This is a genomic window from Streptomyces sp. NPDC087420 (genome assembly GCF_044744165.1).
Classification (GTDB): domain Bacteria; phylum Actinomycetota; class Actinomycetes; order Streptomycetales; family Streptomycetaceae; genus Streptomyces.
In genome coordinates this window covers 70,538-94,193 of the sequence record NZ_JBIUXU010000007.1, presented here as the reverse complement: position 1 = coordinate 94,193, position 23,656 = coordinate 70,538, and the positions used below count along the sequence as shown (strand labels likewise).

General features: G+C 71.8%; 23 protein-coding genes. 15 read left to right on the top strand and 8 right to left on the bottom strand.

Annotated features, from left to right (window positions below; genetic code table 11):
• Positions 1-129 precede the first annotated feature (129 nt).
• Positions 130-531 carry a winged helix-turn-helix transcriptional regulator gene (locus ACIO1C_RS15810; RefSeq protein WP_401863371.1) on the top strand — a complete coding sequence of 134 codons (402 nt, stop codon included), beginning with the start codon at positions 130-132 and terminating at the stop codon, positions 529-531.
• A gap of 143 nt (positions 532-674) precedes the next feature.
• On the opposite strand, the gene ACIO1C_RS15805 is transcribed toward ACIO1C_RS15810, so the two are convergent.
• From ACIO1C_RS15805 to ACIO1C_RS15795, 3 genes are all read right to left on the bottom strand, one after another.
• Complete coding sequence (locus ACIO1C_RS15805) at positions 675-1,259, bottom strand: TIGR03086 family metal-binding protein (protein ID WP_401863370.1); 585 nt, start codon at positions 1,257-1,259, stop codon at positions 675-677.
• A 138-nt stretch (positions 1,260-1,397) separates the two neighbouring features.
• Complete coding sequence (gene aceB / locus ACIO1C_RS15800) at positions 1,398-3,029, bottom strand: malate synthase A (RefSeq protein ID WP_401863368.1); 1,632 nt, start codon at positions 3,027-3,029, stop codon at positions 1,398-1,400.
• 267 nt (positions 3,030-3,296) lie between these two features.
• A complete protein-coding gene (locus tag ACIO1C_RS15795; protein WP_401863365.1) occupies positions 3,297-3,941 on the bottom strand; it encodes an NTP transferase domain-containing protein in 645 nt (214 codons plus the stop codon).
• Positions 3,942-4,167: 226 nt separating this feature from the next.
• On the opposite strand from ACIO1C_RS15795, the gene ACIO1C_RS15790 reads away from it, so the two are divergent.
• Positions 4,168-4,503: a DUF5955 family protein gene (locus ACIO1C_RS15790; protein ID WP_401863362.1), complete on the top strand. Its 336-nt coding sequence runs from the start codon at positions 4,168-4,170 to the stop codon at positions 4,501-4,503.
• Between the two features lie 65 nt (positions 4,504-4,568).
• Here ACIO1C_RS15790 and ACIO1C_RS15785 read toward each other — a convergent pair whose 3' ends face one another.
• Positions 4,569-5,372 (bottom strand): IclR family transcriptional regulator, encoded by an 804-nt coding sequence (locus ACIO1C_RS15785; RefSeq protein WP_401863359.1) that lies wholly within the window; start codon positions 5,370-5,372, stop codon positions 4,569-4,571.
• A gap of 278 nt (positions 5,373-5,650) precedes the next feature.
• On the opposite strand from ACIO1C_RS15785, the gene allB reads away from it, so the two are divergent.
• From allB to ACIO1C_RS15755, 6 genes are all read left to right on the top strand, one after another.
• Positions 5,651-7,000 carry an allantoinase AllB gene (allB, locus tag ACIO1C_RS15780; protein ID WP_401863356.1) on the top strand — a complete coding sequence of 450 codons (1,350 nt, stop codon included), beginning with the start codon at positions 5,651-5,653 and terminating at the stop codon, positions 6,998-7,000.
• A 17-nt stretch (positions 7,001-7,017) separates the two neighbouring features.
• Positions 7,018-8,148, top strand: coding sequence for an allantoicase (gene alc, locus ACIO1C_RS15775; protein ID WP_401864118.1), 1,131 nt, complete (start codon positions 7,018-7,020; stop codon positions 8,146-8,148).
• A gap of 133 nt (positions 8,149-8,281) precedes the next feature.
• Complete coding sequence (locus ACIO1C_RS15770) at positions 8,282-8,908, top strand: dihydrofolate reductase family protein (protein ID WP_401863353.1); 627 nt, start codon at positions 8,282-8,284, stop codon at positions 8,906-8,908.
• Between the two features lie 75 nt (positions 8,909-8,983).
• Positions 8,984-10,207, top strand: coding sequence for a sensor histidine kinase (locus tag ACIO1C_RS15765; protein ID WP_401863350.1), 1,224 nt, complete (start codon positions 8,984-8,986; stop codon positions 10,205-10,207).
• Positions 10,204-10,905: a response regulator gene (locus ACIO1C_RS15760; protein WP_401863347.1), complete on the top strand. Its 702-nt coding sequence runs from the start codon at positions 10,204-10,206 to the stop codon at positions 10,903-10,905. Before ACIO1C_RS15765 ends, ACIO1C_RS15760 begins: the two co-directional genes overlap by 4 nt.
• Position 10,906: 1 nt before the next feature.
• Complete coding sequence (locus ACIO1C_RS15755; RefSeq protein WP_401864115.1) at positions 10,907-12,094, top strand: cytochrome P450; 1,188 nt, start codon at positions 10,907-10,909, stop codon at positions 12,092-12,094.
• Positions 12,095-12,124: 30 nt separating this feature from the next.
• Here ACIO1C_RS15755 and ACIO1C_RS15750 read toward each other — a convergent pair whose 3' ends face one another.
• Entirely contained in the window at positions 12,125-13,129 is a 1,005-nt protein-coding gene (locus ACIO1C_RS15750) for a Gfo/Idh/MocA family oxidoreductase (RefSeq protein WP_401863344.1), read from the bottom strand.
• A 153-nt stretch (positions 13,130-13,282) separates the two neighbouring features.
• On the opposite strand from ACIO1C_RS15750, the gene ACIO1C_RS15745 reads away from it, so the two are divergent.
• From ACIO1C_RS15745 to ACIO1C_RS15715, 7 genes are all read left to right on the top strand, one after another.
• A complete protein-coding gene (locus tag ACIO1C_RS15745) occupies positions 13,283-14,020 on the top strand; it encodes a GntR family transcriptional regulator (protein ID WP_401864113.1) in 738 nt (245 codons plus the stop codon).
• 136 nt (positions 14,021-14,156) lie between these two features.
• A complete protein-coding gene (locus ACIO1C_RS15740; protein ID WP_401863342.1) occupies positions 14,157-15,185 on the top strand; it encodes a substrate-binding domain-containing protein in 1,029 nt (342 codons plus the stop codon).
• Positions 15,182-16,258, top strand: a complete 1,077-nt coding sequence (locus ACIO1C_RS15735; protein ID WP_401863339.1) for an ABC transporter permease — start codon at positions 15,182-15,184, stop codon at positions 16,256-16,258. Before ACIO1C_RS15740 ends, ACIO1C_RS15735 begins: the two co-directional genes overlap by 4 nt.
• Positions 16,255-17,052: an ATP-binding cassette domain-containing protein gene (locus ACIO1C_RS15730; protein ID WP_401863338.1), complete on the top strand. Its 798-nt coding sequence runs from the start codon at positions 16,255-16,257 to the stop codon at positions 17,050-17,052. Before ACIO1C_RS15735 ends, ACIO1C_RS15730 begins: the two co-directional genes overlap by 4 nt.
• A gap of 280 nt (positions 17,053-17,332) precedes the next feature.
• A complete protein-coding gene (locus tag ACIO1C_RS15725) occupies positions 17,333-18,496 on the top strand; it encodes an ROK family glucokinase (protein ID WP_327233695.1) in 1,164 nt (387 codons plus the stop codon).
• A complete protein-coding gene (locus ACIO1C_RS15720) occupies positions 18,493-19,089 on the top strand; it encodes a hypothetical protein (RefSeq protein WP_401863335.1) in 597 nt (198 codons plus the stop codon). Before ACIO1C_RS15725 ends, ACIO1C_RS15720 begins: the two co-directional genes overlap by 4 nt.
• Before the next feature lie 156 nt (positions 19,090-19,245).
• Positions 19,246-20,832: an MFS transporter gene (locus ACIO1C_RS15715; RefSeq protein ID WP_401863332.1), complete on the top strand. Its 1,587-nt coding sequence runs from the start codon at positions 19,246-19,248 to the stop codon at positions 20,830-20,832.
• A 41-nt stretch (positions 20,833-20,873) separates the two neighbouring features.
• Here the strand turns inward: ACIO1C_RS15715 and ACIO1C_RS15710 are convergent, their stop codons facing one another.
• The 3 genes from ACIO1C_RS15710 to ACIO1C_RS15700 form a co-directional block, all read right to left on the bottom strand.
• The gene (locus ACIO1C_RS15710) at positions 20,874-21,542 is read right to left on the bottom strand and encodes a class I SAM-dependent methyltransferase (protein WP_401863329.1); all 669 of its coding nucleotides are present in this window, start codon (positions 21,540-21,542) and stop codon (positions 20,874-20,876) included.
• 54 nt (positions 21,543-21,596) lie between these two features.
• The gene (locus ACIO1C_RS15705) at positions 21,597-22,028 is read right to left on the bottom strand and encodes a DUF2267 domain-containing protein (protein WP_401863326.1); all 432 of its coding nucleotides are present in this window, start codon (positions 22,026-22,028) and stop codon (positions 21,597-21,599) included.
• Positions 22,029-22,281: 253 nt separating this feature from the next.
• A complete protein-coding gene (locus tag ACIO1C_RS15700) occupies positions 22,282-23,610 on the bottom strand; it encodes a glycoside hydrolase family 71/99-like protein (RefSeq protein ID WP_401863324.1) in 1,329 nt (442 codons plus the stop codon).
• Between the last annotated feature and the right edge of the window lie 46 nt (positions 23,611-23,656).

Genomic DNA, 23,656 nt, shown 5'->3' with positions numbered 1-23,656 from the left:
CGGGGCGAAGGATGAGAGGGTGGAACGGTCTGTACGTCCCTGTTCATGGGTCCTGACCTCCAAAGGCGCACGATCTGTAACGGAGGTCATCGTGGGTGACCGTGAAGCTCGGCAGAAGGAGGCACTTCGATGTCCCAGGGGAACACGCGTGTAACCACCCAGGTCGTGCACGCGCAGGCCTGCCCGGTCCGGGAAGTTCTTGACAGGGTCGCCGGGAAATGGAGTGTGCTGATCATCGTGGCGGCGGCCCACGGGCCCATCCGCTTCACGGAGTTGGAGCGCTCGATCGAGGGCATCAGCCGCCGCATGCTCACACTGACGCTGCGGAACCTGGAGCGCGACGGACTGCTGACCCGTACGGCGCACGCGACGGTCCCGCCCAAGGTGGAGTACGAACTGACGCCGGTCGCCCGCGAGTTGCACGCGAGCCTGCTGGGCCTGACGGACTGGGCCGAGCGCCACCGGGTGACGATCGCGGAGTCCCGGGCGGCGTACGACGAGGCGCACGGGCGCGGACTCAACGCGGTCTGAGGCGCCCGACCCGACCCCCGACGCACCCGAACACGCCCGCCCGGCCCCCCGACCGGGCGGACGCGCCCCTAGGGGAGGCCGCCGAACTGCCGTCCCCTGCGCGGCGGTTCGGCGACACGCGCCCTGGTACGAACGGCGATGGGTTACGCCTCGGGCAGCCGGTCGGGCAGCCAGTCCGGCCGCCGGCCGCTCAGCCCGATCACCTGGTCCAGCAGCGGCGCGTCCCCGCCCACGGCGACCGGCGGTCCGAAGATCCCCTCCGCCGGCCGGGGCGCGCTGAGCATCCCGTACGACGCCCGCAGGCCCGCCTCGTCGGCCTCGTACACCTGACCCGTGGCGCGCGCCACGTCCCAGCCGTGCACCAGCACCTCGTTGAGGGCGACCACCCCGGCCACCTCGCCGGGCAGATCCACCCCGCCGACCCGGGTCCCGCCCTCCCAGGCGGCGGCATCCCGCCACGCGGCGGCCAGTTCGTCCAGCTGCCGTGGCAGTGCCTCGCGCCAGCCCTCCTCCAGCACGGGGAGGTTTCCCGGCTCGGGCGCCGTGTCCGTGGTCGCGCCCCGCTTCTTGGCCGCGGCGTCCCGGAACGCGATCGTCAGCCCGGCCAGATGCGCGAGGACGTCCCGGACGGTGTAGGCGGGACAGGGGGTCGGCCCGGCCAGCCGCTCGTCCGGGACCCCGGCCGCCACCCGGGCCGTCGCGCGGCACACCGGACCGAGATCGATCATGCCGGGCGCTGGACCCGGGCCTGCCCCTGCCGTCGCCTGCGTGTCCGTATCCGTATCTGTATCCATGCCAGTGCAGACCGCCCCCGCCGGCAAAACTCATCGCAGGCGGGGGCGGGAATGCTCAGAGGGCGGGAATCCTCAGCCGCGCAGCTGTTCGTACGCCGGGAGGGTGAGGAAGTCCGCGTAGTCCTCGTCCAGGGCCACCGTCAGCAGCAGGTCGTGGGCCTGCTGCCACTTTCCGGCCGCGAACGCCTCCTCGCCGCTCTCCGCGCGGATCGCGGCGAGTTCGTCGGCGGCCAGCTCGCGCGCCAGCTCCGGAGTGGCCCGTACCGTCCGTCCTTCGTGCTCGAACTCCACCCCGGCGTTGATCCACTGCCAGATCTGGGAGCGGGAGATCTCGGCGGTGGCCGCGTCCTCCATCAGGTTGAAGATCGCCACGGCGCCGCTGCCCCGCAGCCACGCCTCGATGTAGCGGATGCCGACCTGCACCGCGTTGCGCATGCCGTCGTACGTGGGCCGGGCGTCCAGGGAGTCGACGGCGATCAGGTCCCCCGCCGCGACATGGACGTCCTCGCGGAGCCGGTCCTTCTGGTTCGGCCGGTCGCCGAGGACCGCGTCGAAGGACGCCATGGCGATCGGGACCAGGTCGGGGTGGGCCACCCACGAGCCGTCGAAACCGTCCCGCGCCTCGCGGTCCTTGTCGGCCTTGACCTTCTCGAAGGCGACCTTGTTGACTTCGGGATCGCGGCGGGACGGGATGAACGCGGCCATGCCGCCGAGCGCGTGCGCGCCGCGCTTGTGGCAGGTACGGACGAGGAGTTCGGTGTACGCCCGCATGAACGGGGCCGTCATCGTGACCGCGTTGCGGTCCGGCAGGACGAACTTGGCGCCGCCGTCCCGGAAGTTCTTCACGATCGAGAACAGGTAGTCCCAGCGGCCGGCGTTCAGCCCGGACGCGTGGTCGCGCAACTCGTAGAGGATCTCCTCCATTTCGTACGCCGCCGTGATCGTCTCGATCAGCACGGTCGCCCGGACCGTGCCCTGCGCGATGCCGAAGTAGTCCTGCGCGAAGACGAAGACGTCGTTCCACAGGCGCGCCTCCAGATACGACTCCGTCTTCGGGAGGTAGAAGTACGGGCCCTTGCCGAGGTCGATCAGCCGCTGGGCGTTGTGGAAGAAGTACAGCCCGAAGTCGACCAGCGCCCCCGGCACCGGCTCGCCGTCCAGCTGGAGGTGACGCTCCGCCAGATGCCAGCCGCGCGGGCGCATCACCACGGTCGCGAGCTCGTCGGCTGCCCTGAGCGCGTACGACTTGCCGGTGGACGGATCCGTGAAGTCGATGCGGCGCTCGTAGGCGTCGATCAGGTTGACCTGGCCCAGGACCACGTTCTCCCAGGTGGGCGCGGACGCGTCCTCGAAGTCCGCGAGCCAGATCCTCGCCCCGGAGTTGAGCGCGTTGATCGTCATCTTGCGGTCGGTGGGGCCGGTGATCTCCACCCGCCGGTCGTCCAGCGCGGCCGGCGACGGCGCGACCCGCCAGGTGTCGTCCGCGCGGACGGCGGCGGTCTCCGGCAGGAAGTCCAGGCTGGAGGTACGGGCGATCTCGGCGCGCCGCTCGGCACGGTGTGCCAGCAGTTCGTCGCGGCGGGGGGTGAACCGCCGGTGCAGCTCGGCCACGAACGTGAGGGCCGCCTCGGTCAGGACCTCGTCCTGGCGGGGCAGGGGCTCGGCGTCCACGACGGCCAGGGGGGAGGGAGCTGGTGCGGACATGGTCTCTCGACTCCTTCGGCGAGCTGCCGGGTGGTGCCCGGCGGCCGGTTGCTCGCCTCGGACGGCACTGAGTGCCGTGGCGCCGGGATGCGGTCGCAGGTGTCCGCCCGGGGGGCGGGCACACGTGACCTGTGGATACTAGTTTCCTCATGGTGGAACTTCAATGGTTTGTTGATGTCGAGACTCTCCGCGTCGAGGCATCGTGGCGCGCAGTGCCACGGGTTGTCGCCGGTGGCGCGCCGGCTGTCCCCGTACCTCTGCGCACCTTTACGCGGGGGGCTCCAGGTGCCGCAGATCCTCCTCCGTGTCGATGTCGTACGCCCGCGCGACATCCCCGCACTCGACCAGCGTGATGTCGTTCTCATGGGCCGTCAGATATCCGCGTGCCCCGCGATCGCCCCGGGCATCCGCCGCGATCTCCACCCAGCGATGGCAGCCGAACAGCACGGGATGCCCGCGCTTCCCCCCGTACGCGGCCGACGCGAGCGAGTCGGCGGACCGGTGGTCGGCCACGACCCGGGCCACCGCCTCCGCGCCGATCCCCGGCTGGTCCACGAGCAGCACCACCACCGCCCTGGCGTCCGTGGCGGCCAGGGAGGTGAGCCCCGCGCGCAGCGAGGAGCCCATGCCGTCGGCCCACCCCCGGTTATCGACCAGGACACACCCCGGCAGCTCCGCCCGGCGCCGCACCTCCTCCGAGGCCGCCCCCAGCACCACGTGCACCGGATCGCAGCCCCCCGCGTGGAGCACCCCCGCCGCCCGCTCGACCAGGAGCGCCCCCCGGTGTTCGAGCAGCGCCTTGGGGCGCCCGCCGAGCCGCCGCCCCCCGCCGGCGGCGAGCAGCAGTCCGGCGACGCGCGGGCGGGTGCCGGGGGGACGGGAGCGGTTCCGTTCGTACGGTGCGGCGGCCATCTGCCCTGGATACCTCATCCCGGGGTGTGGCCGCATTTCGGGTCCGCGGGAAATCCTTTCGCATTCCCGCCGTATTCGGTCCATGGAGTGGCGCATACCGCTCGGGATGACGTTAACTTGCCTGCGAACCTTGGCGCTTGACCATCGCCGCGAGAGGTCGGACATAACGGCGCGGGCTTCCGTGCCAGGGCTGGGCCGGAACAGACGGCCTTAGGGGGGGACAGCTTTGTTGCGCAGCGTGGGGCAACCGCGGGTGACAGAGAGCTACGGGCGGGGTGAGCGGCGCGAGGAGCCCGGTGTCGTGGAGCTGCGGGCCGCCGTGTCGCGGCTGCGGCGCGAACTGGCCGCGTATCCGGCGGAGTTCCGGGACCGGGCGATCGCCGAGGACGAACTGTCCGCGCTCGCCACGATGGCCGCGAACGGGGCGCCCGAGGTGCCGCGCATGCGCCGCTCGCTGCTGCTGATCGTCGGCTCGATCGGTTCGGTGAGCGCGCTCACGTCCCCGCTGCTGGCGGTACGGGCGGCCGTGGACGTCTTCGGGAACGCGTCCCGCCCCCGCTGAGCGAGATCGGAGCGGCCTGAGAACGTCAGGCCTGCGGCGCGGACGCCAAGCCTGCGGCGCGGACGTCAGGCCTGCTGCGCCGCCGTGCTCGCCAGCGCGGCGGACAGGTCCCTGGCCACCTCCTGGAGCACCGGCACGATCCGTTCCGTGACCGCCTCCGTCACCCGCCCTGCCGGACCCGAGATCGAAATGGCCGCCGCCGTGGGGGAGTTGGGGACGGACACCGCGACACAGCGGACGCCCATCTCCTGCTCGTTGTCGTCGATGGCGTACCCGGCGCCCCGTACGGTCTCCAGGGCGGCCAGGAAACCCTCGGCCGTCGTGATCGTCTTCTCGGTGGCGGCGGGCATGCCCGTCCGGGCGAGCAGGGCGCGCACCTCCTCCGGCGGGGTGTGCGCGAGCAGCGCCTTGCCCACTCCGGTCGAGTGCGGCAGGACCCGCCGGCCCACCTCCGTGAACATCCGCATGGAGTGCTTGGACGGGACCTGCGCCACGTACACGATCTCGTCGCCGTCCAGCAGCGCCATGTTCGCGGTCTCGCCGGTCTCCTCGACCAGCCGGGCCAGATAGGGCCGCGCCCAGGTGCCGAGCAGCCGGGCCGACGACTCGCCGAGGCGGATGAGCCGGGGGCCGAGCGCGTACCGCCGGTTCGCCTGCTGGCGTACGTAGCCGCAGGCCACCAGCGTGCGCATGAGACGGTGGATGGTGGGCAGCGGCAGCCCGCTGCTCGCGGACAGCTCACTCAGCCCGACCTCGCCGCCCGCGTCCGCCATCCGTTCGAGCAGGTCGAAGGCGCGCTCCAGGGACTGGACGCCGCCGCTGGCGGTGGTCTTGGCGGCGTCGGTGGTGCTGGCGCTGGACGACGGCACGGCACGGTCCTTTCGGGGCGGGCGGGTGGGCAGGCACGCAGCCTACCGGGCCGGGCCCGGGGTGATCTTTTCGTGCTGTATGACAGCAACGGTACCTTCTGCCAGGCGAAAACTGGATTCCGCTCCGTGGAAATAATCCAGTGTAGCGCGCGGGCGCCCGGGCGGCGCGGGCTCCGGCGGGCCGGTCTTGACGGGGCCCGGCGGGAGGTGAAGACTCCTTCAACAGTTCGTTGAATTCCGTGGCGGGGAATTCCGTGGCGGGGAAGCGAGGGGCGCCCGTGTCCGAAGTGAGCCTGGTACTGCGCTCGACGCGCGTCGTCACCCCGGACGGGATCCGCCCCGCCTCGATCGCCGTGACCGGCGCGGACGGCAGGATCGCGGCCGTCCTCCCGTACGACTCCGAGGTGCCGCCCGGCGCACGCCTGGAGGACACCGGGGACGACGTGGTCCTGCCCGGCCTCGTCGACACCCACGTGCACGTCAACGACCCGGGCCGGACCGCCTGGGAGGGCTTCTGGACCGCCACCCGCGCCGCCGCGGCCGGCGGGATCACCACCCTCCTCGACATGCCGCTCAACTCCCTGCCGCCCACCACCACGGCCGCGAACCTGCGGGTGAAACGGGAGGTGGCGGCCCCCAAGGCCCACGTCGACACCGGCTTCTGGGGCGGCGCGATCCCCGGCAACGTCAAGGACCTGCGGCCGCTGTACGACGCCGGCGTCTTCGGCTTCAAGTGTTTCCTGTCGCCCTCCGGCGTGGAGGAGTTCCCCGAGCTGGACCAGGAACAGCTCGGCCGCTCGCTCGCCGAGATCACCGGCTTCGGCGGCCTGCTGATCGTGCACGCCGAGGACCCGCACACGCTGGCCGCCGCGCCCCAGCGGGGCGGCAGCGACTACGCGGGCTTCCTCGCCTCCCGGCCCCGCGCCGCCGAGAACGCGGCGATCACCCGGCTGATCGCGGAGGCGCGGCGGCTCGGCGCGCGGGTGCACGTCCTGCACCTGTCGTCGTCGGACGCCCTGCCGCTGATAGCGGCGGCCAAACGCGAGGGCGTGCGGATCACCGTGGAGACGTGCCCGCACTTCCTCACTCTCACGGCCGAGGAAGTCCCGGACGGGGCGACCGAGTTCAAGTGCTGCCCGCCCATCCGCGAGGCGGCGAACCAGGACGCGCTCTGGCAGGGGCTCGCCGACGGCACGATCGACTGCGTCGTCTCCGACCACTCGCCCTGCACCACCGACCTCAAGACCCCCGACTTCGCCACCGCCTGGGGCGGCATCTCCTCGCTCCAGCTGGGGCTCCCGGCCGTCTGGACCCAGGCGCGCCGCCGCGGCCACACCCTGGCAGACCTCGCCCGCTGGATGTCCACGGCCCCCGCCGCACTCGCCGGGCTGAACCGCAAGGGCGCCGTCGAGGCGGGCCGCGACGCCGACTTCGCCGTCCTCGCGCCCGACGCGTCCTTCACCGTCGACCCGGCCGCCCTCCAGCACCGTAACCACATCACCGCGTACGCGGGGAAGACCCTCTACGGCGTCGTGCGGTCCACCTGGCTGCGGGGCACCCGTATCGCGCACGAAGGCACCCTCGCCGAGCCCGCCGGCCGACTGATCGAAAGGAACGACCGACCTTGACGCAGGCACCCGCGCCCCTGACGCAGGCACCCCCGCCCTCGTTCACCGGTGACGCCCGCCCGTACGGCGGCGGTGATCCGTACGCCGACTACCGCACCGCCGCCTTCCCCTTCACCCACCTCGTCGACCTCGCGGACCGGCGGCTGGGCGCCGGGGTCGTCGCCGCCAACGACGAGTTCTTCGCCGAGCGCGAGAACCTGCTCGTCACCGGGCCCGCCGTCTTCGACCCCGAGCGGTTCGGGCACAAGGGCAAGATCATGGACGGCTGGGAGACCCGGCGCAGACGCGGCGCCGACGCCGGACGGCCGCACCCCGCCGACGGCGACCACGACTGGGCGCTGATCAGGCTCGGCGCGCCCGGCGTCATCCGGGGGATCGTGGTCGACACCGCCCACTTCCGGGGCAACCACCCCCGGGCCGTCTCCGTCGAGGCGACCTCGCTGCCCGGCTCCCCGTCCCCGGCGGACCTCCTCGCCGACACGGTGAAGTGGACGACGCTCGTGCCCCGTACCCCCGTCGGCGGGCACGCCGCCAACGGCTTCGTGGTCGGCGCCGAACAGCGCTTCACCCACCTGCGGCTCAACCAGCACCCCGACGGCGGGATCGCCCGGCTGCGGGTGCACGGCGAGGTCGCTCCCGACCCGGCGTGGCTCGCCGTGCTCGGTACGGTCGACCTCGTCGCGCTGGAGAACGGCGGCGTGGTCGAGGACGCCTCCGACCGCTTCTACTCCCCGCCCGAGCACACGATCCAGCCCGGCCGCTCCCGCCAGATGGACGACGGTTGGGAGACCCGGCGCCGCCGGGACCTCGGCAACGACTGGATCCGCTACCGGCTGGTGGACAGGGCCGAGATCCTTGCCGCCGAGATCGACACCGCGTACCTGAAGGGCAACGCGGCCGGCTGGGCGACCCTGTCCGTGCGGGACGCGGAGGCCGCGGAACCGGACGCCTGGACCGAGATCCTGCCGCGGACCCGCCTCCAGCCCGACACGAACCACCGCTTCGTCCTGGACCCGGCCGTCACCGCGACCCACGTACGGATCGACATCTTCCCGGACGGCGGGATCTCCCGGCTGCGCCTCTTCGGCTCCCTCACGGAGGAGTCCACGACCCGCCTGGCGGCGCGCCACCGGGAGCTGGGCGGCTGACCCTCTCCCGGGCGCGGAGACGAGGGCGGCGGCGGGGGCGCCCGACCGACGAGTTCCGCGGTCGCCGGAGGTCCCACCTGTTGATACACCGAACAGGAGCGCGGAAGTCGCGGGAGCGCAAGGGAGCAGCACCATGGAACTGACCGCCACCACCTTCGTCTCACTCGACGGCGTCATGCAGGCCCCCGGCGGGCCCGGCGAGGACACCGGCGGGGGCTTCCCGTACGGGGGCTGGGTCGTCCCGTTCTCCGACGACGACATGGGCGCCTTCGTCACCGAGAACTTCGGCCGCGTCGACGCCTTCCTCCTCGGCCGCAGGACGTACGACATCTTCTCGTCGTACTGGCCGCTCGTGACCGACCCCGCCGACCCGGTGGCGGGCCCCCTCAACACCCTCCCCAAGTACGTGGTCTCCACGACCCTGGAGAAGGCGGAGTGGGAGAACACCAGGGTCATCTCCTCGGACGTGGCGGAGGAGATCCGCCGCCTCAAGGCGCGGCCGGGGCGTGAGCTCCAGATCCACGGCAGCGGCGCTCTCGTCCGCTCGCTGATGGCCGAGGGGCTGATCGACACCTACCACCTGCTGGTCTTCCCGGTCCGCCTCGGCAGGGGCGCCCGCTTCTTCCCCGAAGGAGGGACCCCCGCCGCGTTCCGTACGACCGCCGCCAGGACGACCTCCACGGGGGTGGTCATCCACACGCTCAAGCCGGCCGGACCCGCCACGTTCGGCTCCTTCGACCTGCCGCCGGAGCGGAAGTAGACGCCTGTGTGACTTTGGTAGCCGGGCCGCTCCACGGGGTCCCCACCACCCCCCGGCCTGCCTAAATTGGTCCGCATGACGCGTACGGAACACCCCTGGCTGCTCCCCTCGGAGATGGTCGACCCGAGGGGGCCCGAGCTGCCCGGGGACCGGGGCAGGCCCCGCCCCCGCAGGACCGTGCGGGACTGGGTCACCGACACCCTGATGTTCCTGGGCGCCGCCGGTTTCGGGATGATCGCCACCGACACCGGCCAGGTGGCGGGCAACGCCGACGGTGTCGTCTTCCTCGACGTGATGCTCGGCGCGCTCGCCTGCTGCGCCCTGTGGACGCGGCGGCGCTGGCCCGTCGGCCTCGCGGTGGTGCTCGCGCTGGGCATGACGGTGGAGCCGGTGGCGAGCGGGGCCGCGATGGTGAGCCTGTTCAGCGTGGCCGTGCACCGCCCGTTCCGGCCGGTCGCCGCCATCGGCCTGCTGTCGATCGTGACCGGGACCGTGCAGTCCGTCGTACGGCCCGACCCGACGACGTCCTTTCTCACCTCCCTGATCGCCACGGTGCTCCTGGTCCTGCTGGCGGTCGGCTGGGGGCTGCTCGTACGGGCCAGGCGCCAGCTCGTCGTCGCGCTGCGCGAACGCGCCGTACGGGCGGAGGCCGAGGCCGACCTGCGCGCCGAGCAGGCGCAGCGGCTCGCCCGCGAGTCCATCGCCCGGGAGATGCACGACGTGCTCGCCCACCGGCTCTCCCTGCTCAGCGTCCACGCGGGCGCCCTCGAATTCCGGCCGGACGCGCCCGCGCCCGAGGTCGCCAGGGCGGCCGGAGTGATCAGGGACAGCGCGCACGAGGCGTTGCAGGACCTGCGGATGATCATCGGGGTGCTGCGCGCCCCCGGCGACGACGGCAACCGCCCGCAGCCCACCCTCGTCACCCTGGACGAGCTGGTCGCCGAGTCCCGCGCGGCCGGCATGAAGGTCACCCTCGACAGCGGGGTCGCCGACGTGTCCGCCGTACCGGCCGCCACCGGCCGTACTGCCTACCGCATCGCCCAGGAGGGCCTCACCAACGCCCGCAAGCACGCCCCGGGCACCGAGGCGACCGTCGTGGTGAGCGGCGGCCCCGGCGACGGGCTCACCGTCGAGGTGCACAACGCGGCCCCCTCCGGGGAGGTCCCGCGCGTCCCCGGCTCGGGCCAGGGGCTGATCGGACTGACCGAACGGGCCGCGCTGGCCGGCGGCCGGTTCGACCACGGACCCACGGGAGACGGCGGTTTCGCCCTCCGCGCCTGGCTACCGTGGGCCGCATGACCATCCGGCTGCTCATCGTCGACGACGACCCCCTCGTCCGCGCGGGACTGACCTTCATGCTCGGCGGCGCCGAGGACATCGAGATCGTGGGGGAGGCCGCCGACGGCACCCAGGTCGCGCCCCTCGTCGAGCGGTGCGCCCCCGACGTCGTCCTGATGGACATCCGCATGCCCGCCATGGACGGACTGACCGCCACCGAGGCGCTGCGGGCCCGCCCCGACGCCCCCGAGGTGCTCGTCCTGACCACCTTCCACGCCGACGAGCAGGTGCTGAGGGCGCTGCGCGCGGGCGCCGCCGGGTTTGTCCTCAAGGACACCCCGCCCGAGCGGATCGTCTCCGCCGTACGGCGCGTCGCGGCGGGCGACCCGGTTCTTTCACCGGCGGTTACACGCCAGTTGATGACCCATGTGGCGGGCACCTCCCCGGGCGCCACCCCGGACACCCGCCGGCGCGGCGCGGCCGGCCGGCTCGCCACCCTCGCCGACCGGGAGCGGGAGGTCGCGTACGCCGTCGGCCGGGGCAGGTCCAACGCCGAGATCGCCGCGGACCTCTATATGAGCGTGCCGACCGTCAAGGCCCACGTCTCCCGGGTCCTGGCCAAACTGGGGTTCAACAACCGTGTGCAGATCGCCCTGTTGGTGCATGACGCGGATCCGGCCACCGGCGACGGAGGCGACCGGGGCGGTGACGTACGGTGACATGATGGCGATCATCGAACTGGAAGACTACGGGCCGGACTTCAACAGCGATCCGTACCCGTTCTACGCGAAACTCCGCGAGTCGGGGCCCGTTCACGAGGTACGGGACGACACGGGCCAGCGGTTCTGGCTCGTCGTCGGGTACGAGGAGGGGCGCGCCGCCCTCGCCGATCCCCGGCTCTCCAAGTCGCCGGTGGCCGGCGGTCTGCCGGAGGAGGCGATGGGCCCGCACGTCCTGACCAGCGACCCGCCCGACCACACCCGGCTGCGGAAGCTGGTCTCCCGGGAGTTCACCGGCCGCCGCGTCGAGAGCCTGCGCCCGCGGGTCCAGCAGATCACCGACGGCCTGCTCGACGCGCTGCCGGCCACCGGGCGGGCCGACCTGGTCGACGTGCTGGCCTTCCCGCTGCCCATCACCGTCATCTGCGAACTCCTCGGTGTGCCGCACGAGGACCGGGACACCTTCCGCGCCTGGACCAACGGGTTTGTCGCGCCCCGGTGGCCGGGGGACGCGGAGGCCGCGGCCGGGGAACTCACCGCCTACCTCGACCACCTCATCAAGGACAAACGGGCCGCGCACCCCGGCGACGACCTGCTCTCCGCGCTGCTGCGCACCAACGCCCAGGACGACGACCGGCTCTCCGCCGACGAGTTACGTGCCATGGCCTTCGTCCTGCTGGTCGCCGGCCACGAGACGACGGTCAACCTGATCTCCAACGGGGTACGGGCCCTGCTCGACCACCCCGAGCAACTGGCCGCCCTGCGCGCCGACTTCTCCCTCCTCGACGGGGCGATCGAGGAGATGCTCCGCTACGACGGCCCGGTGGAGACCAGCACCAGGCGGTTCGCCCTGGAACCGGTCGCGTACGGGGACGTGGTGGTCCCGCCCGGCGACATGGTCCTGGTCGCCCTCGCGTCGATCGACCGCGACCCCGCCCGCTTCACCGCCCCGGACACGTTCGACATCCGCAGGTCCCGGACGCCGGGCCGGGGCGGCGGCCATCTCGCCTTCGGCCACGGCATCCACTTCTGCCTGGGCGCCCCGCTGGCCCGGCTGGAGGGCCGGATCGCCGTCCGGTCCCTGCTGGAACGCTGCCCGGACCTGGCGCTCGACCCGGCGGCGGGGCCGTACGACTGGCTGCCCGGCCGGCTGATCCGCGGCACGCGCCGGCTGCCGGTGCGCTGGTGAGCACGCCTTCCAGCGGGGCGCCTACGACCCTCAGGCCCCCGGGATCTCCGCCAGCGCCACCGGCCGGTGCTCACGGCGCGAGCGCTCGCACGCCTCCGCGATCCGCAGCGCGTGCAGCGCCTGCCGGCCGTCGCACGGGTTGTCCAGCTCGCCGTTGACGACCTGGATGAAGGCGTCCAGCTCCGCCTCGTAGGCGGGGGCGAACCGCTCCAGGAACCCCGGCCACGGGTTGTCGCAGCGCGGCGGGCCCTTCGGCTCGGTCGAGGTGATCGGCGTACGGTCGTCGAGGCCGACGGCGAACTGGTCCAGCTCCCCGGCCAGTTCCATCCGTACGTCGTACCCCGCGCCGTTGAAGCGGGTGGCCGTGGCCGTGGCCAGCGTCCCGTCGTCCAGAGTGAGCACCACCGCCGCGGTGTCGACGTCGCCCGCCTCGCGGAACATCGCGGGCCCGGCGTCGGAACCCGTCGCGTACACCTCCACCACCTCGCGGCCGGTGACCCACCGCATGATGTCGAAGTCGTGCACCAGGCAGTCCCGGTACAGCCCGCCGGACAGCGGCAGATACCCGGCGGGCGGCGGCGCCGGGTCCGACGTGATCGCCCGTACGGTGTGCAGCCGCCCGAGCTTCCCCGACCGCACGAGCTCCCGCGCGGCGGTGTACCCCGCGTCGAAGCGGCGCATGAAGCCCAGCTGGAGCACCGTGCCCGCCTTCTCGACATCGGCCAGCGCGCCCAGCGTCCCCGGCAGGTCCAGCGCTATCGGCTTCTCGCAGAACGCGGGCAGCCCGGCCCGCGCCGCCCGGCTGATCAGGTCGGCGTGGGCCGAGGTGGCCGAGGCGATCACCACGGCGTCCACGCCCCAGGCGAAGATCTCGTCCACGGAGGGAGCGGCGGTGGAGCCTGTCCGGTCCGCGACGAAGGACGCCCGTGCGGCGTCGGTGTCGGCGACCACCAGGGCCCCGACCTCACGATGGCGGCTGAGCACTTCCGCGTGAAACGTTCCGATGCGGCCAGTGCCGATGAGTCCGATGCGCATGGCCCCAAGGTGGCGCCACGCTCCTCGCCGTGTCAAGCATTTGTCCTGACAATCGAACTTCACCACTTCCCGCCGACATTCCCGGCGGCTACGCTCGGCGACGTGCCCCATCAGCCGAGATCGTCCCAGCCCGGGCAGGAGACGGAGCCCTCCCTGCCGCTCCAGCTCAGCGTGGACCGCACCAGCCCGGTGCCCCTGTACTTCCAACTGTCCCAGCAGCTGGAGGGCGCCATCGAACAGGGCAGGCTGGCCCCGGGCAGCCTCCTCGGCAACGAGATCGAACTGGCGGGCCGGCTCGGGCTGTCCCGCCCCACCGTCCGCCAGGCCATCCAGTCCCTCGTCGACAAGGGCCTGCTGGTGCGCCGCCGCGGCGTCGGCACCCAGGTCGTCCACAGCCAGGTCAAGCGCCCCCTGGAGCTGAGCAGCCTCTTCGACGACCTGGAGGCGGCGGGCCAGCGCCCCGCCACCCGCGTCCTGTGCAACACCCTGGAACCCGCCACCGCCCGGATCGCGGCGGCGCTCGGGGTGACGGAGGGCGCCGAGGTCCGGCTGATCGAGCGGCTGCGGTACGCGCACGACGAGCCCATGGCGTACCTCCGCAACCACCTGCCGACCGGCATGTTCGAGTGCGACACCGCACGGCTGGAGGCCACCGGCCTCTACCGGATGATGCGGTCCGGCGGCATCACCCTGCACAGCGCCCGCCAGTCGGTCGGCGCGCGGGCCGCCACCCCGGAGGAGGCGGGACAGCTCACCGAACCCACCGGGGCCCCGCTGCTCACCATGGAACGGACCACGTTCGACGACACCGGCCGGGCCGTCGAGTTCGGCTCGCACATCTACCGCGCCTCGCGCTACGCCTTCGAGTTCCAGCTGCTCGTACGCCCCTGATCCCAGCCGCCCGTGCGCCCCTGAATTCCACCTGTTCCGTACCCGACGGTTACCTGCCGGGGGCCCATGACCGATACTTGGGCGCCGGAACGGTACGGGACAGATCAGGAAGACAGATCAGGAAGGGCGCTGCGTCGTGGCAAAGGTCGGTACAGGGGTGCGCGCCATGGGCGCCGTGCTGGCTGCGGTGCTCGGGGCCTCGGCGCTCGCGGGATGCAGCAGCACAGGCGGCCTGCGGGCCGAACAGCGGGCGGCACGGGCCTCCGCGGAGGGACAGGCCGCGGGCCGGGCCGCGGTGTCCACCCCGAACTGGACCGTCGCCATGGTCACCCACTCCGGGGACGGCGACACCTTCTGGGACATCGTCCAGAGGGGCGCCGAGCAGGCGGCGGAGAAGGACAACATCAAGTTCCTCTACGCGCACAGCGACCAGGGCCAGGAGCAGGCCCAGCAGGTCCAGTCGTACATCGACAAGAAGGTCGACGGGCTGATCGTCACGCTTGCCAAGCCCGACGCGATGAAGGACGTCCTCGCCAAGGCCCGCAAGGCCGGCATCCCCGTGATCACGGTCAACTCCGGCGCCGAGCAGTCCAAGGCCTTCGGCGCGCTGAGCCACATCGGCCAGGACGAGTCGATCGCCGGGGAGGCCGTCGGCGACGAACTGGACAAGCGCGGCAAGAAGAAGGCGCTCTGCGTCATCCACGAACAGGGCAACGTCGGCCACGAACAGCGCTGCGCCGGGGCGAAGAAGACCTTCGACGGATCGATGACCAACCTGTACGTCGACGGCACGAACATGCCCGACGTCCAGGCCTCCATCGAGGCGAAGCTCCAGGCCGACCCGTCCATCGACACCGTCGTCACCCTCGGCGCGCCCTTCGCCGACGCCGCCGTCCAGGCGAAGAAGTCCGCCGACAGCAAGGCCGAGATCGACACCTTCGACCTCAACGCCGCCGTCGCCGCCTCGCTCAAGGCCGGGACGCTCGGCTTCGCCGTCGACCAGCAGCCGTACCTCCAGGGGTACGAGGCCGTGGACCTGCTCTGGCTCTACCGCTACAACGCCGACGTGCTCGGCGGCGGACGCCCCGTCCTCACCGGACCGCAGATCATCACGCAGAAGGACGCCGGGGCACTGGCGGGCTACACCGACCGGGGTACGCGATGACCACGAGCGCACCCCCCGTGAAGGACCGTCCCGGCGGACCCGCCGGACCGGGCGCGGGTGACGAACGGCTGCTGGGCGCCTCCCCGTTGCGCAAGCTCCTCGGCCGCCCCGAGCTGGGCGCCGTCGTCGGCGCCCTCGCGGTCTTCCTCTTCTTCGCGGTCGTCGCGGACTCGTTCCTGCGGATGTCCAGCTTCGGTACGGTCCTCTACGCGGCCTCGACGATCGGGATCATGGCCGTCCCGGTGGCGCTGCTCATGATCGGCGGCGAGTTCGACCTCTCCGCCGGGGTCATGGTCACCAGCTCCGCCCTGGTCACCTCGATGTTCAGCTACCAGATGACGGCGAACGTCTGGGTCGGCGTGTTCGTCTCGCTGCTGGTCACCCTCGCCCTGGGCGCCTTCAACGGCGTCATGCTCACCCGTACCAAACTGCCCAGCTTCATCATCACGCTCGGCACGTTCCTGATGCTCACCGGCCTCAACCTCGGCCTGACGAAGCTGATCAGCGGCACGGTCTCGACCAAGGCCATCGGCGACATGGAGGGCTTCCCCTCCGCGAAGAAGCTCTTCGCGTCCCAGCTGACCCTCGGGAACATCGAGCTGAAGGTCACCATCCTCTGGTGGATCGCCCTCGTCGCGGTCGCCACCTGGATCCTGCTGCGCACCCGCTTCGGCAACTGGATCTTCGCGGTCGGCGGCAACGCCGACGCGGCGCGGGCGGTCGGTGTGCCGGTCGCGAGGACCAGGATCGGCCTCTACATGGGGGTGGCGTTCTGTGCCTGGATCTCCGGCCAGCACCTGCTGTTCTCGTTCGACGTCGTGCAGTCCGGCGAGGGCGTCGGCAATGAGCTGACGTACATCATCGCGGCCGTCATCGGCGGCTGCCTGATCACCGGCGGGTACGGCTCCGCCGTCGGCTCCGCGGTCGGCGCGTTCATCTTCGGCATGACCAGCAAGGGCATCGTGTACGCGGAGTGGAACCCCGACTGGTTCAAGTTCTTCCTCGGAGCGATGCTCCTTCTGGCCACCCTGCTCAACGCCTGGGTGCGCAAGCGTGCGGAGGCGACACGATGACGGCCCTGGTCGAACTCGACGGCGTCAGCAAGTACTACGGCAACGTCCGCGCCCTCGAAGGGGTCTCCCTGGAGGTCCACGCCGGCTCCATCAGCTGCGTGCTGGGCGACAACGGCGCCGGCAAGTCCACCCTGATCAAGATCATCTCCGGGCTGCACCGGCACGACGCCGGCGACTTCCTGATCGACGGCGGGAAGACCACGCTGTCGTCCCCGCGCGAGGCTCTGGACCGGGGCATCGCCACGGTCTACCAGGACCTCGCCGTCGTCCCGCTGATGCCGGTCTGGCGCAACTTCTTCCTCGGCTCGGAGCCGACGCGCGGCTCCGGCCCGTTCAAGCGGCTCGACGTGGACCTGATGCGCGCCACCACCCGCGCCGAGCTGCTGCGCATGGGCATCGACCTGCGCGACGTCGACCAGCCCATCGGCACGCTGTCGGGCGGCGAGCGCCAGTGTGTGGCCATCGCCCGCGCCGTGTACTTCGGCGCGAAGGTCCTCGTCCTGGACGAGCCGACCGCCGCCCTCGGGGTCAAGCAGTCCGGCGTGGTCCTCAAGTACGTGGCCGCCGCGCGCGACGCGGGCCTCGGCGTGGTCCTCATCACCCACAACCCGCACCACGCGTTCCTCGTCGGCGACCGGTTCACGCTGCTCAAGCGCGGTGTCATGGCAGGCAGCCACACCAAGGACTCGATCACCCTGGACGAGCTGACCCGCCAGATGGCGGGCGGCTCCGAGCTGGAGGAACTGACCCACGAGCTGTCCCGTCCGGCCGCCCCGGGGCCGGCCGCGGAGTAAGCGCGGGGCCGCGCCCGACGTCGTACCGGAGCCGTACGGGCCCCGCGCGGCGGCCGTACGACCGGCCCGTGCCGGGCCCGTACCACCCCGTGAACCCCGGTCCGTGGCGACCCCGGGCAGGGCGGATGGCAGAATCGGCCCCGGCGGGCACCGTCCGCCGCCGCCGCCCGCCAGGGCCCGGCCCCGACCCCGCAGGGACAACACGACTCGTGCGAGCGATCAGCCGAGGACGCACTCGGTACGGCAGGCCTGAGCCGACGGACACCAGGGAGCCGGGCCGATGAGCACGTACCGCGACTTCGCGCACCGCGGGTCCGCCCGTGGCACGGTCCTCAGGACCGTCGGCACCAGGGAGCGCCGCTCTCTCCTCACCGCGCCCCGGGTGCCGACCGTCGGCATCGACATCGGCGGTACGAAGGTGATGGCCGGGGTCGTCGACCCGGACGGCAACATCCTGGAGAAGATCCGGACCGAGACCCCGGACAAGTCCAAGAGCCCCCGGGTCGTCGAGGACACCATCGTGGAGCTGGTCCTCGACCTCTCCGACCGGCACGACGTACACGCCGTCGGCATCGGCGCGGCCGGCTGGGTCGACGCCGACCGCTCGCGCGTCCTCTTCGCCCCGCACCTCGCCTGGCGCGACGAACCCCTGCGGGACGCGATCGCCGGGCGCCTCGCCGTCCCCGTGATGGTCGACAACGACGCCAACACCGCGGCCTGGGCGGAGTGGCGCTTCGGCGCCGGACGCGGCGAGGACCACCTCGTCATGATCACGCTGGGCACCGGCATCGGCGGCGCGATCCTGGAGGACGGCCGGGTCAAGCGCGGCAAGTACGGCGTCGCCGGCGAATTCGGCCACATGCAGGTCGTCCCCGGCGGCCACCGCTGCCCCTGCGGCAACCGCGGCTGCTGGGAGCAGTACAGCTCCGGCAACGCGCTCGTACGGGAAGCCAGGGAGCTGGCCGTCGCCGACTCGCCGGTGGCGTACAACATCATCGACCGGGTCAAGGGCAACGTCCACGAGATCACCGGACCACTGATCACCGAACTCGCCCGCGAGGGCGACGCCATGTGCATCGAGCTGTTCCAGGACATCGGCCAGTGGCTCGGCGTCGGCATCGCCAACCTCGCCGCCGCCCTCGACCCCTCCTGCTTCGTCATCGGCGGCGGCGTCAGCGCCGCCGACGACCTGCTCATCGGCCCGGCCCGCGACGCCTTCCGCCGCCACCTCACCGGGCGCGGCTACCGCCCCGAGGCGCGCATCGTCAAGGCCGAGCTGGGCCCCGAGGCGGGCATGGTCGGCGCCGCCGACCTCGCCCGGCTGGTGGCGCGCCGCTTCCGCAGGGCCACCCGCCGCCGCGTCGAGCGCTACGAACGCTACGAGCGGTACGCCCAGGCCATCCGTACCAGCCGTACGGCCCCGACCGAGGAACCGCCGTCATGACCACCCTCCCCCCGCACGTGCCGCAGCCGCAGCCGGTACGGCCGGGCGACGACGGCAAGCCCCCGGAGGACCGCCGTCACCGCAACCGCCGCCGCTGGCTGACGGCCATCGTCATCGTGCTGCTCGTCGGCGTCCCGGCGGGCTATCTGGTGGTCTCGGCCGAGCAGAGCCGCAGCAGCGGCCGCGACAAGGAGGCCGAGTCCTCGGCCACCGGCCTCCAGCCGCTGCGCCCCTCCAAGATGAAGCGCCGCATCTACGAGGTCCCGGTCCCCGGCGGCGCCACCGGTCTGCGCTACTACGAGACCAGCAACTGGAAGTCCAGCCGGCTGTACGTCCAGTTCGACGTCACCTCGGGACGGCTCGACACCTTCCTGACGGAGATGGGCGTCACCCGCTCCTCCCTCAAGGAGGGTGCCATCCCCATCTCCGCCCGTGACCAGCGCACGGTGGGCTGGGACTTCGACATCCCGGACCACGCCTGGGCGGGGGTGAGCCACAACCAGAAGGACCCCAGACCCAGCCAGGACGTGGTGGTCGACCTCTCGGACCCGGCCTTCCCCCGCGTGTACGTGGTGTCCACGGCGACGCCCTGACCACGGAGCGCTTCCGGCGCGGGGCCGGGCCCGGGTGGCTCACGCCCCGGACCAGGTTCGCCCGGCTGGCCCGCGCGGTGAAGGCGAGCCGGGACCGCCGGGGGGAGATAGTCGGTGGGACCGGTACGCCCCTCAGGCCGTGGACGAGGAGTGAGCATGCCTGATGCCGACCCCGAGGCGCCCGAACCGGGCGGATCCCGCCCCGCCCGCCGGGCCGGGCACGCCCCGCCCGCGCAGAACAAGTGGTGGACGCTGACCGCCGTGTGCCTGGGCACGTTCATGCTGCTGCTGGACATCACCATCGTGAACGTGGCGCTGCCCGACATCCAGCGGTCGCTGCACGCGAGCTTCTCCGACCTCCAGTGGGTCGTCGACGCGTACTCCCTCACGCTGGCCGCCCTGCTGCTCACCGCGGGCAGCCTGGCCGACATGTACGGCCGCAAGAAGCTCTACGTCATCGGCCTGGCGGTCTTCTGCCTCGCCTCGCTCCTGTGCGGACTCTCGAACAGTTCGCTGATGCTGCAACTGTCCCGGGGGCTCCAGGGCATCGGCGGCTCCATCATGTTCTCGGTCTCGCTGGCGCTGCTGGCGGACGCGTTCCGGGGCAAGGACCGCGGGGTCGCCTTCGGGATCTGGGGGACCATCACCGGACTGGCCGTGGCGATCGGACCGCTGCTCGGCGGGGTGCTCACCACCGGCCTGTCCTGGGAGTGGATCTTCTACGTCAACCTGCCCATCGGGGTGATCGCCGTCGCGATCACCGTGCTCAGGGTCGCCGACTCCCGCAACCCGGAGGCCCGCCACCCCGACTGGCCGGGCTTCGTCCTCTTCACCGCCGCCCTGTCGAGCCTCGTGTACGCGCTCATCCAGTCCAGCCACGACTCGTTCTCCGACCCAGTGGTCATCGCGTGCCTCGCGGCGTCGGTCGTGCTCATGATCGCGTTTGTGGTGGTCGAGCTGCGTGTCTCGCAGGCGATGTTCGATCTGGGACTCTTCCGGAAGCCGACCTTCACCGGCGGTCTGATCGCGGCCTTCGGCCTCAGTGCCTCCCTCCTGTCGATGCTGCTCTACCTCGTGCTCTACCTCCAGGACATCCTCGGGTTCAGCGCCCTGGGGGCCGGCGTGCGGCTGTTGCTGATCTCGGTCGGCATCCTGGTGATGTCCACGGTGTCGGGACGGCTCTCCTCCCGGATGCCGGTGAAGTGGCTGATCGGACCCGGCCTGCTGCTGATCGGCGGCGGGCTGCTGTGGATGCGCGGTCTGAACGCGTCGAGCGAATGGACCCATCTCATCCCCGGCATGCTCATGTCCGGCGCCGGTCTCGGCCTGGTCAATCCACCGCTGGCGTCGACCGCCGTCGGTGTGGTCCAGCCGGCGCACGCGGGCATGGCGTCGGGCATCAACTCGACGTTCCGCCAGATCGGCATCGCCACCGGCATCGCGCTGCTCGGCACCCTGTTCTCCAGCAAGATCAAGTCCTACGTGACCGACCACATCGCCGCGATCCATGGCGTCGGCGACATCGGCTCCCGGATCTCCACCGCCGTCCAGTCCGGCACGGTCACCCAGACGCTCGACTCCCTGCCGGCCGCGGCCCGGGCCCCGGTCGAGCACCTCGCCGCCGCGGCCTTCACCTCGGGCCTCAACGAACTCCTCCTCGTCGGCGCGATCATCGCGCTCGCCTCGGGCGTGATCTCGTTCTTCACGATCCGTACCAAGGACTTCGCGCAGCAGCCCTCCTGACCCCGGGCGCGGATCAATGTGCCGCTTCCGGCGGCCGGTGGTCAGTGGGGTCGCTTGGCCATGACCACCACGCCCGGGCCGGTCTGCTCGTCGGCGGGGAGCCGGAGTTCGGCGACGGGGTGCAGGCCGGCCTGCTCGATCAGGGCCACGAGTTGGTCCGGGCGCCATTTGTGGGTGGTCCAGCGAACGGGCACCCCTCCGTAGGCCTCGGTGCGCCGTGCGTCCTCGTCGCCGACGTGGGTCGCGGTGATGAAGTGGCCGCCCGGCTTCAGGGCGCGCGCGAAGTGGGCGAGGACCTGGGGGAGGACGTCGCGGGGGAGGTTGAACAGGGACCACCACCCGAGCACACCGCCGAGAGACGCCTCGCCGAGGTCGAGTTCGGTGGCGGAGGCGACGCCGAAGCGGCAGTGCGGGTAGAGGCGGCGCGCGTTCTCGATCATGCGGGGGGAGAGATCGACCCCGGAGACGTCGAGACCGCGTTCGGCGAGGTAGCCGGTCACCGTTCCGGGCCCGCAGCCGACGTCGAGGACGGGTCCGAGCCCGCTCACGGTGTCGGCGAAGGCGTCGATCGACGCCTTGAGCCAGGGATGCGTACGGATGTCGCCGAATCCCGTGGTCAGCACCATGTGGGCGTAGTTGTCGGCGACACGGTCGTAGGACTCACGGACCTCGTCGAGATCGGCCGGGCGGTCGATGGGGTGTGCGCGCATCGGCCCACCATAGGGGGCGTGACGGTACGTCGCTGTCAGGACGCCCGCGTTGTTTCAGGCGGCCTGGGCGCGTGACGTCTGGCCGAACAACGGGGCGTAGCCGGCGGGAAGTTGGGTCAGGAGGTGGGGGAGGAGGGCAGGCCCCACCAGGGTGGCGAGGTTGGTGAGGACGGTCTCGGTGTCCCAGCACGCGACGGCGTAGCCGGCGCCGGTCCGGGTGGCGATGTCCTCGACGAAGTCCCGGTCGGTCAACGGGTGGGCGGCGGACGCCTGACCGGTGAGGAGCGCGGAGGCCTCGGCGGGGAGGCAGCCGACGAGGAGGGCGCGGCCCTGATCCGTCAATTGCGGGGCGAGGGCGGGGAGTACGGCTCGCAGGGCTTCCTCGGCGCGCCGACGGGTGGGGTAGACACCGTCGTACCGGATCTTCTCCAGAAGCTGTCCGTACGTCGCTCCTGGTGCGGGCCGGGTCGCCTTGTTGAGGGTCATCGCTTCTCCATTCGCCCTTCTGACGTCACTCGTCTGCCCGCTTCCCGGGCAGCCACACCCGGCGATTCGAGTACGTTCGGAAAGGGAGAAGGAAGCCGTGGGAAGGAAGCCATGGGGAGGAAGCCGTGGGAAGGAAGCCGTGGGGAGGAAGCCGTGGGAAGGCCTGCCCCACCGCGGACAGCGGGGACGGGTGGCGGACGTCTCCGTCCGCCACCCGCTTCCCCCGCCGCCCCCCGGCAGGTGGTTCCTCGGGTCAGCCGACGGGCGGGATCGGGATCGTGGTGCTGATGGGGGCCGAGCCGTTGATCATCTTGGTGGCCGCCCCGGCGAGCCGCAGGTAGTAGTTGGACGAGACTTTGGTCCCGTCGGCGTCGAGCGTCAGGAAGTACTGGTTCGTGGGGATCTGTGACTTGTCGGTCGCGGCCGGCGCGATGGCGGTGGCCTCGTCGTACTCGTCGAACATCGCGATGAAGGCCGACTTCGTACCGCTCCGGGCGACCGCCACGGCCTGCTGCCACATGAAGTTTCCGGTCTTCCGCGGAATCTCGTTCTTGGGCGATCCGGGCTTCCAGTTGGACCAGGCGAAGCCCGGATAGATGACCGGCTGGTAGTCCTGCCCGTTCGCCCTCAGCTTGGCCATGTCGTCGATGAACAACTGCTGGTCGACGACGCCGTTGCCGACATTCCACGGGGAGACCATGTTGAGCGCCGCGTAGACGGAGGCGAAGCCCGGCTTGCCGTTGTAGTCGGTGCGCCAGCCACGCGGCACGCCGCCGATCACGTAGCAGCCCTTGCTCTTGAACCAGTTGATGAGCTGAAGCGAACTCGCCGCGGTTCCCGGCCGGTTGAGCACTCCGATGCCCCACAGCTCGACCACGGGCTTGCCGCCCTCGCGGGCGTAGGAGGCGGAGTTGGTCAGCCCGAGCGACCCGGTGATGGTGTTCGTCCAGTCGTTCTGGATCGTCGAGACCAGGTTGGCGTCGGTGAGACCGCTGATGTCGTACTCGATGTAGAAGCCGCGGCCGTACTTCTGGGCCGCGTCCCGTGCCTTCGACTGGATGTCGTTGCGCTGCTTGAAGCGGGGCTGGCCGGTGGCGGCGATGTCACTGCCGAATCGCTGGAGGGCGGCGCCGTCGATGCCGTACTGCTGCATCCACTTGAAGTGCTGGTCGACCACGGCGGTCGAGTACGAGCTGAACAGCTTGGCCGGCTGGCCGTTGCCGAGGTTCGCGTAGCCGGTCTGGTAAAGGCCCGCCGCCGGGTAGAGCGAGATGTCGGGGTACAGCTCGAACGTCTGGTTCCCCGGGGCCGGGGTCCCGCTGGCCCAGTGGGTCCAGGAGTTGATGGGGGAGCCGTCACCGGCGGCGGCGAACCAGCCCTGGTAGCCGGCGTACACCTTGCCCTTGACGCCGGGGGCCGCGGCGGCGGCGTCGGTCTGTGCCGACGCCGCCGTGGCGTCGGCTCCGGTGGTCCCCGCGTTCGCCGCGGACAGGTTGCCGGCACCGGCCCAGGCGGCGGCGCCCATGCCGACAGCGCCCGCACCGCGCAGGAAGGTACGTCGGGAATGCTCTCGTTCGCTCATGCTGATCCTCTGCGTGAATGTGTTGTGGGGGTACGTGCACCAGGGA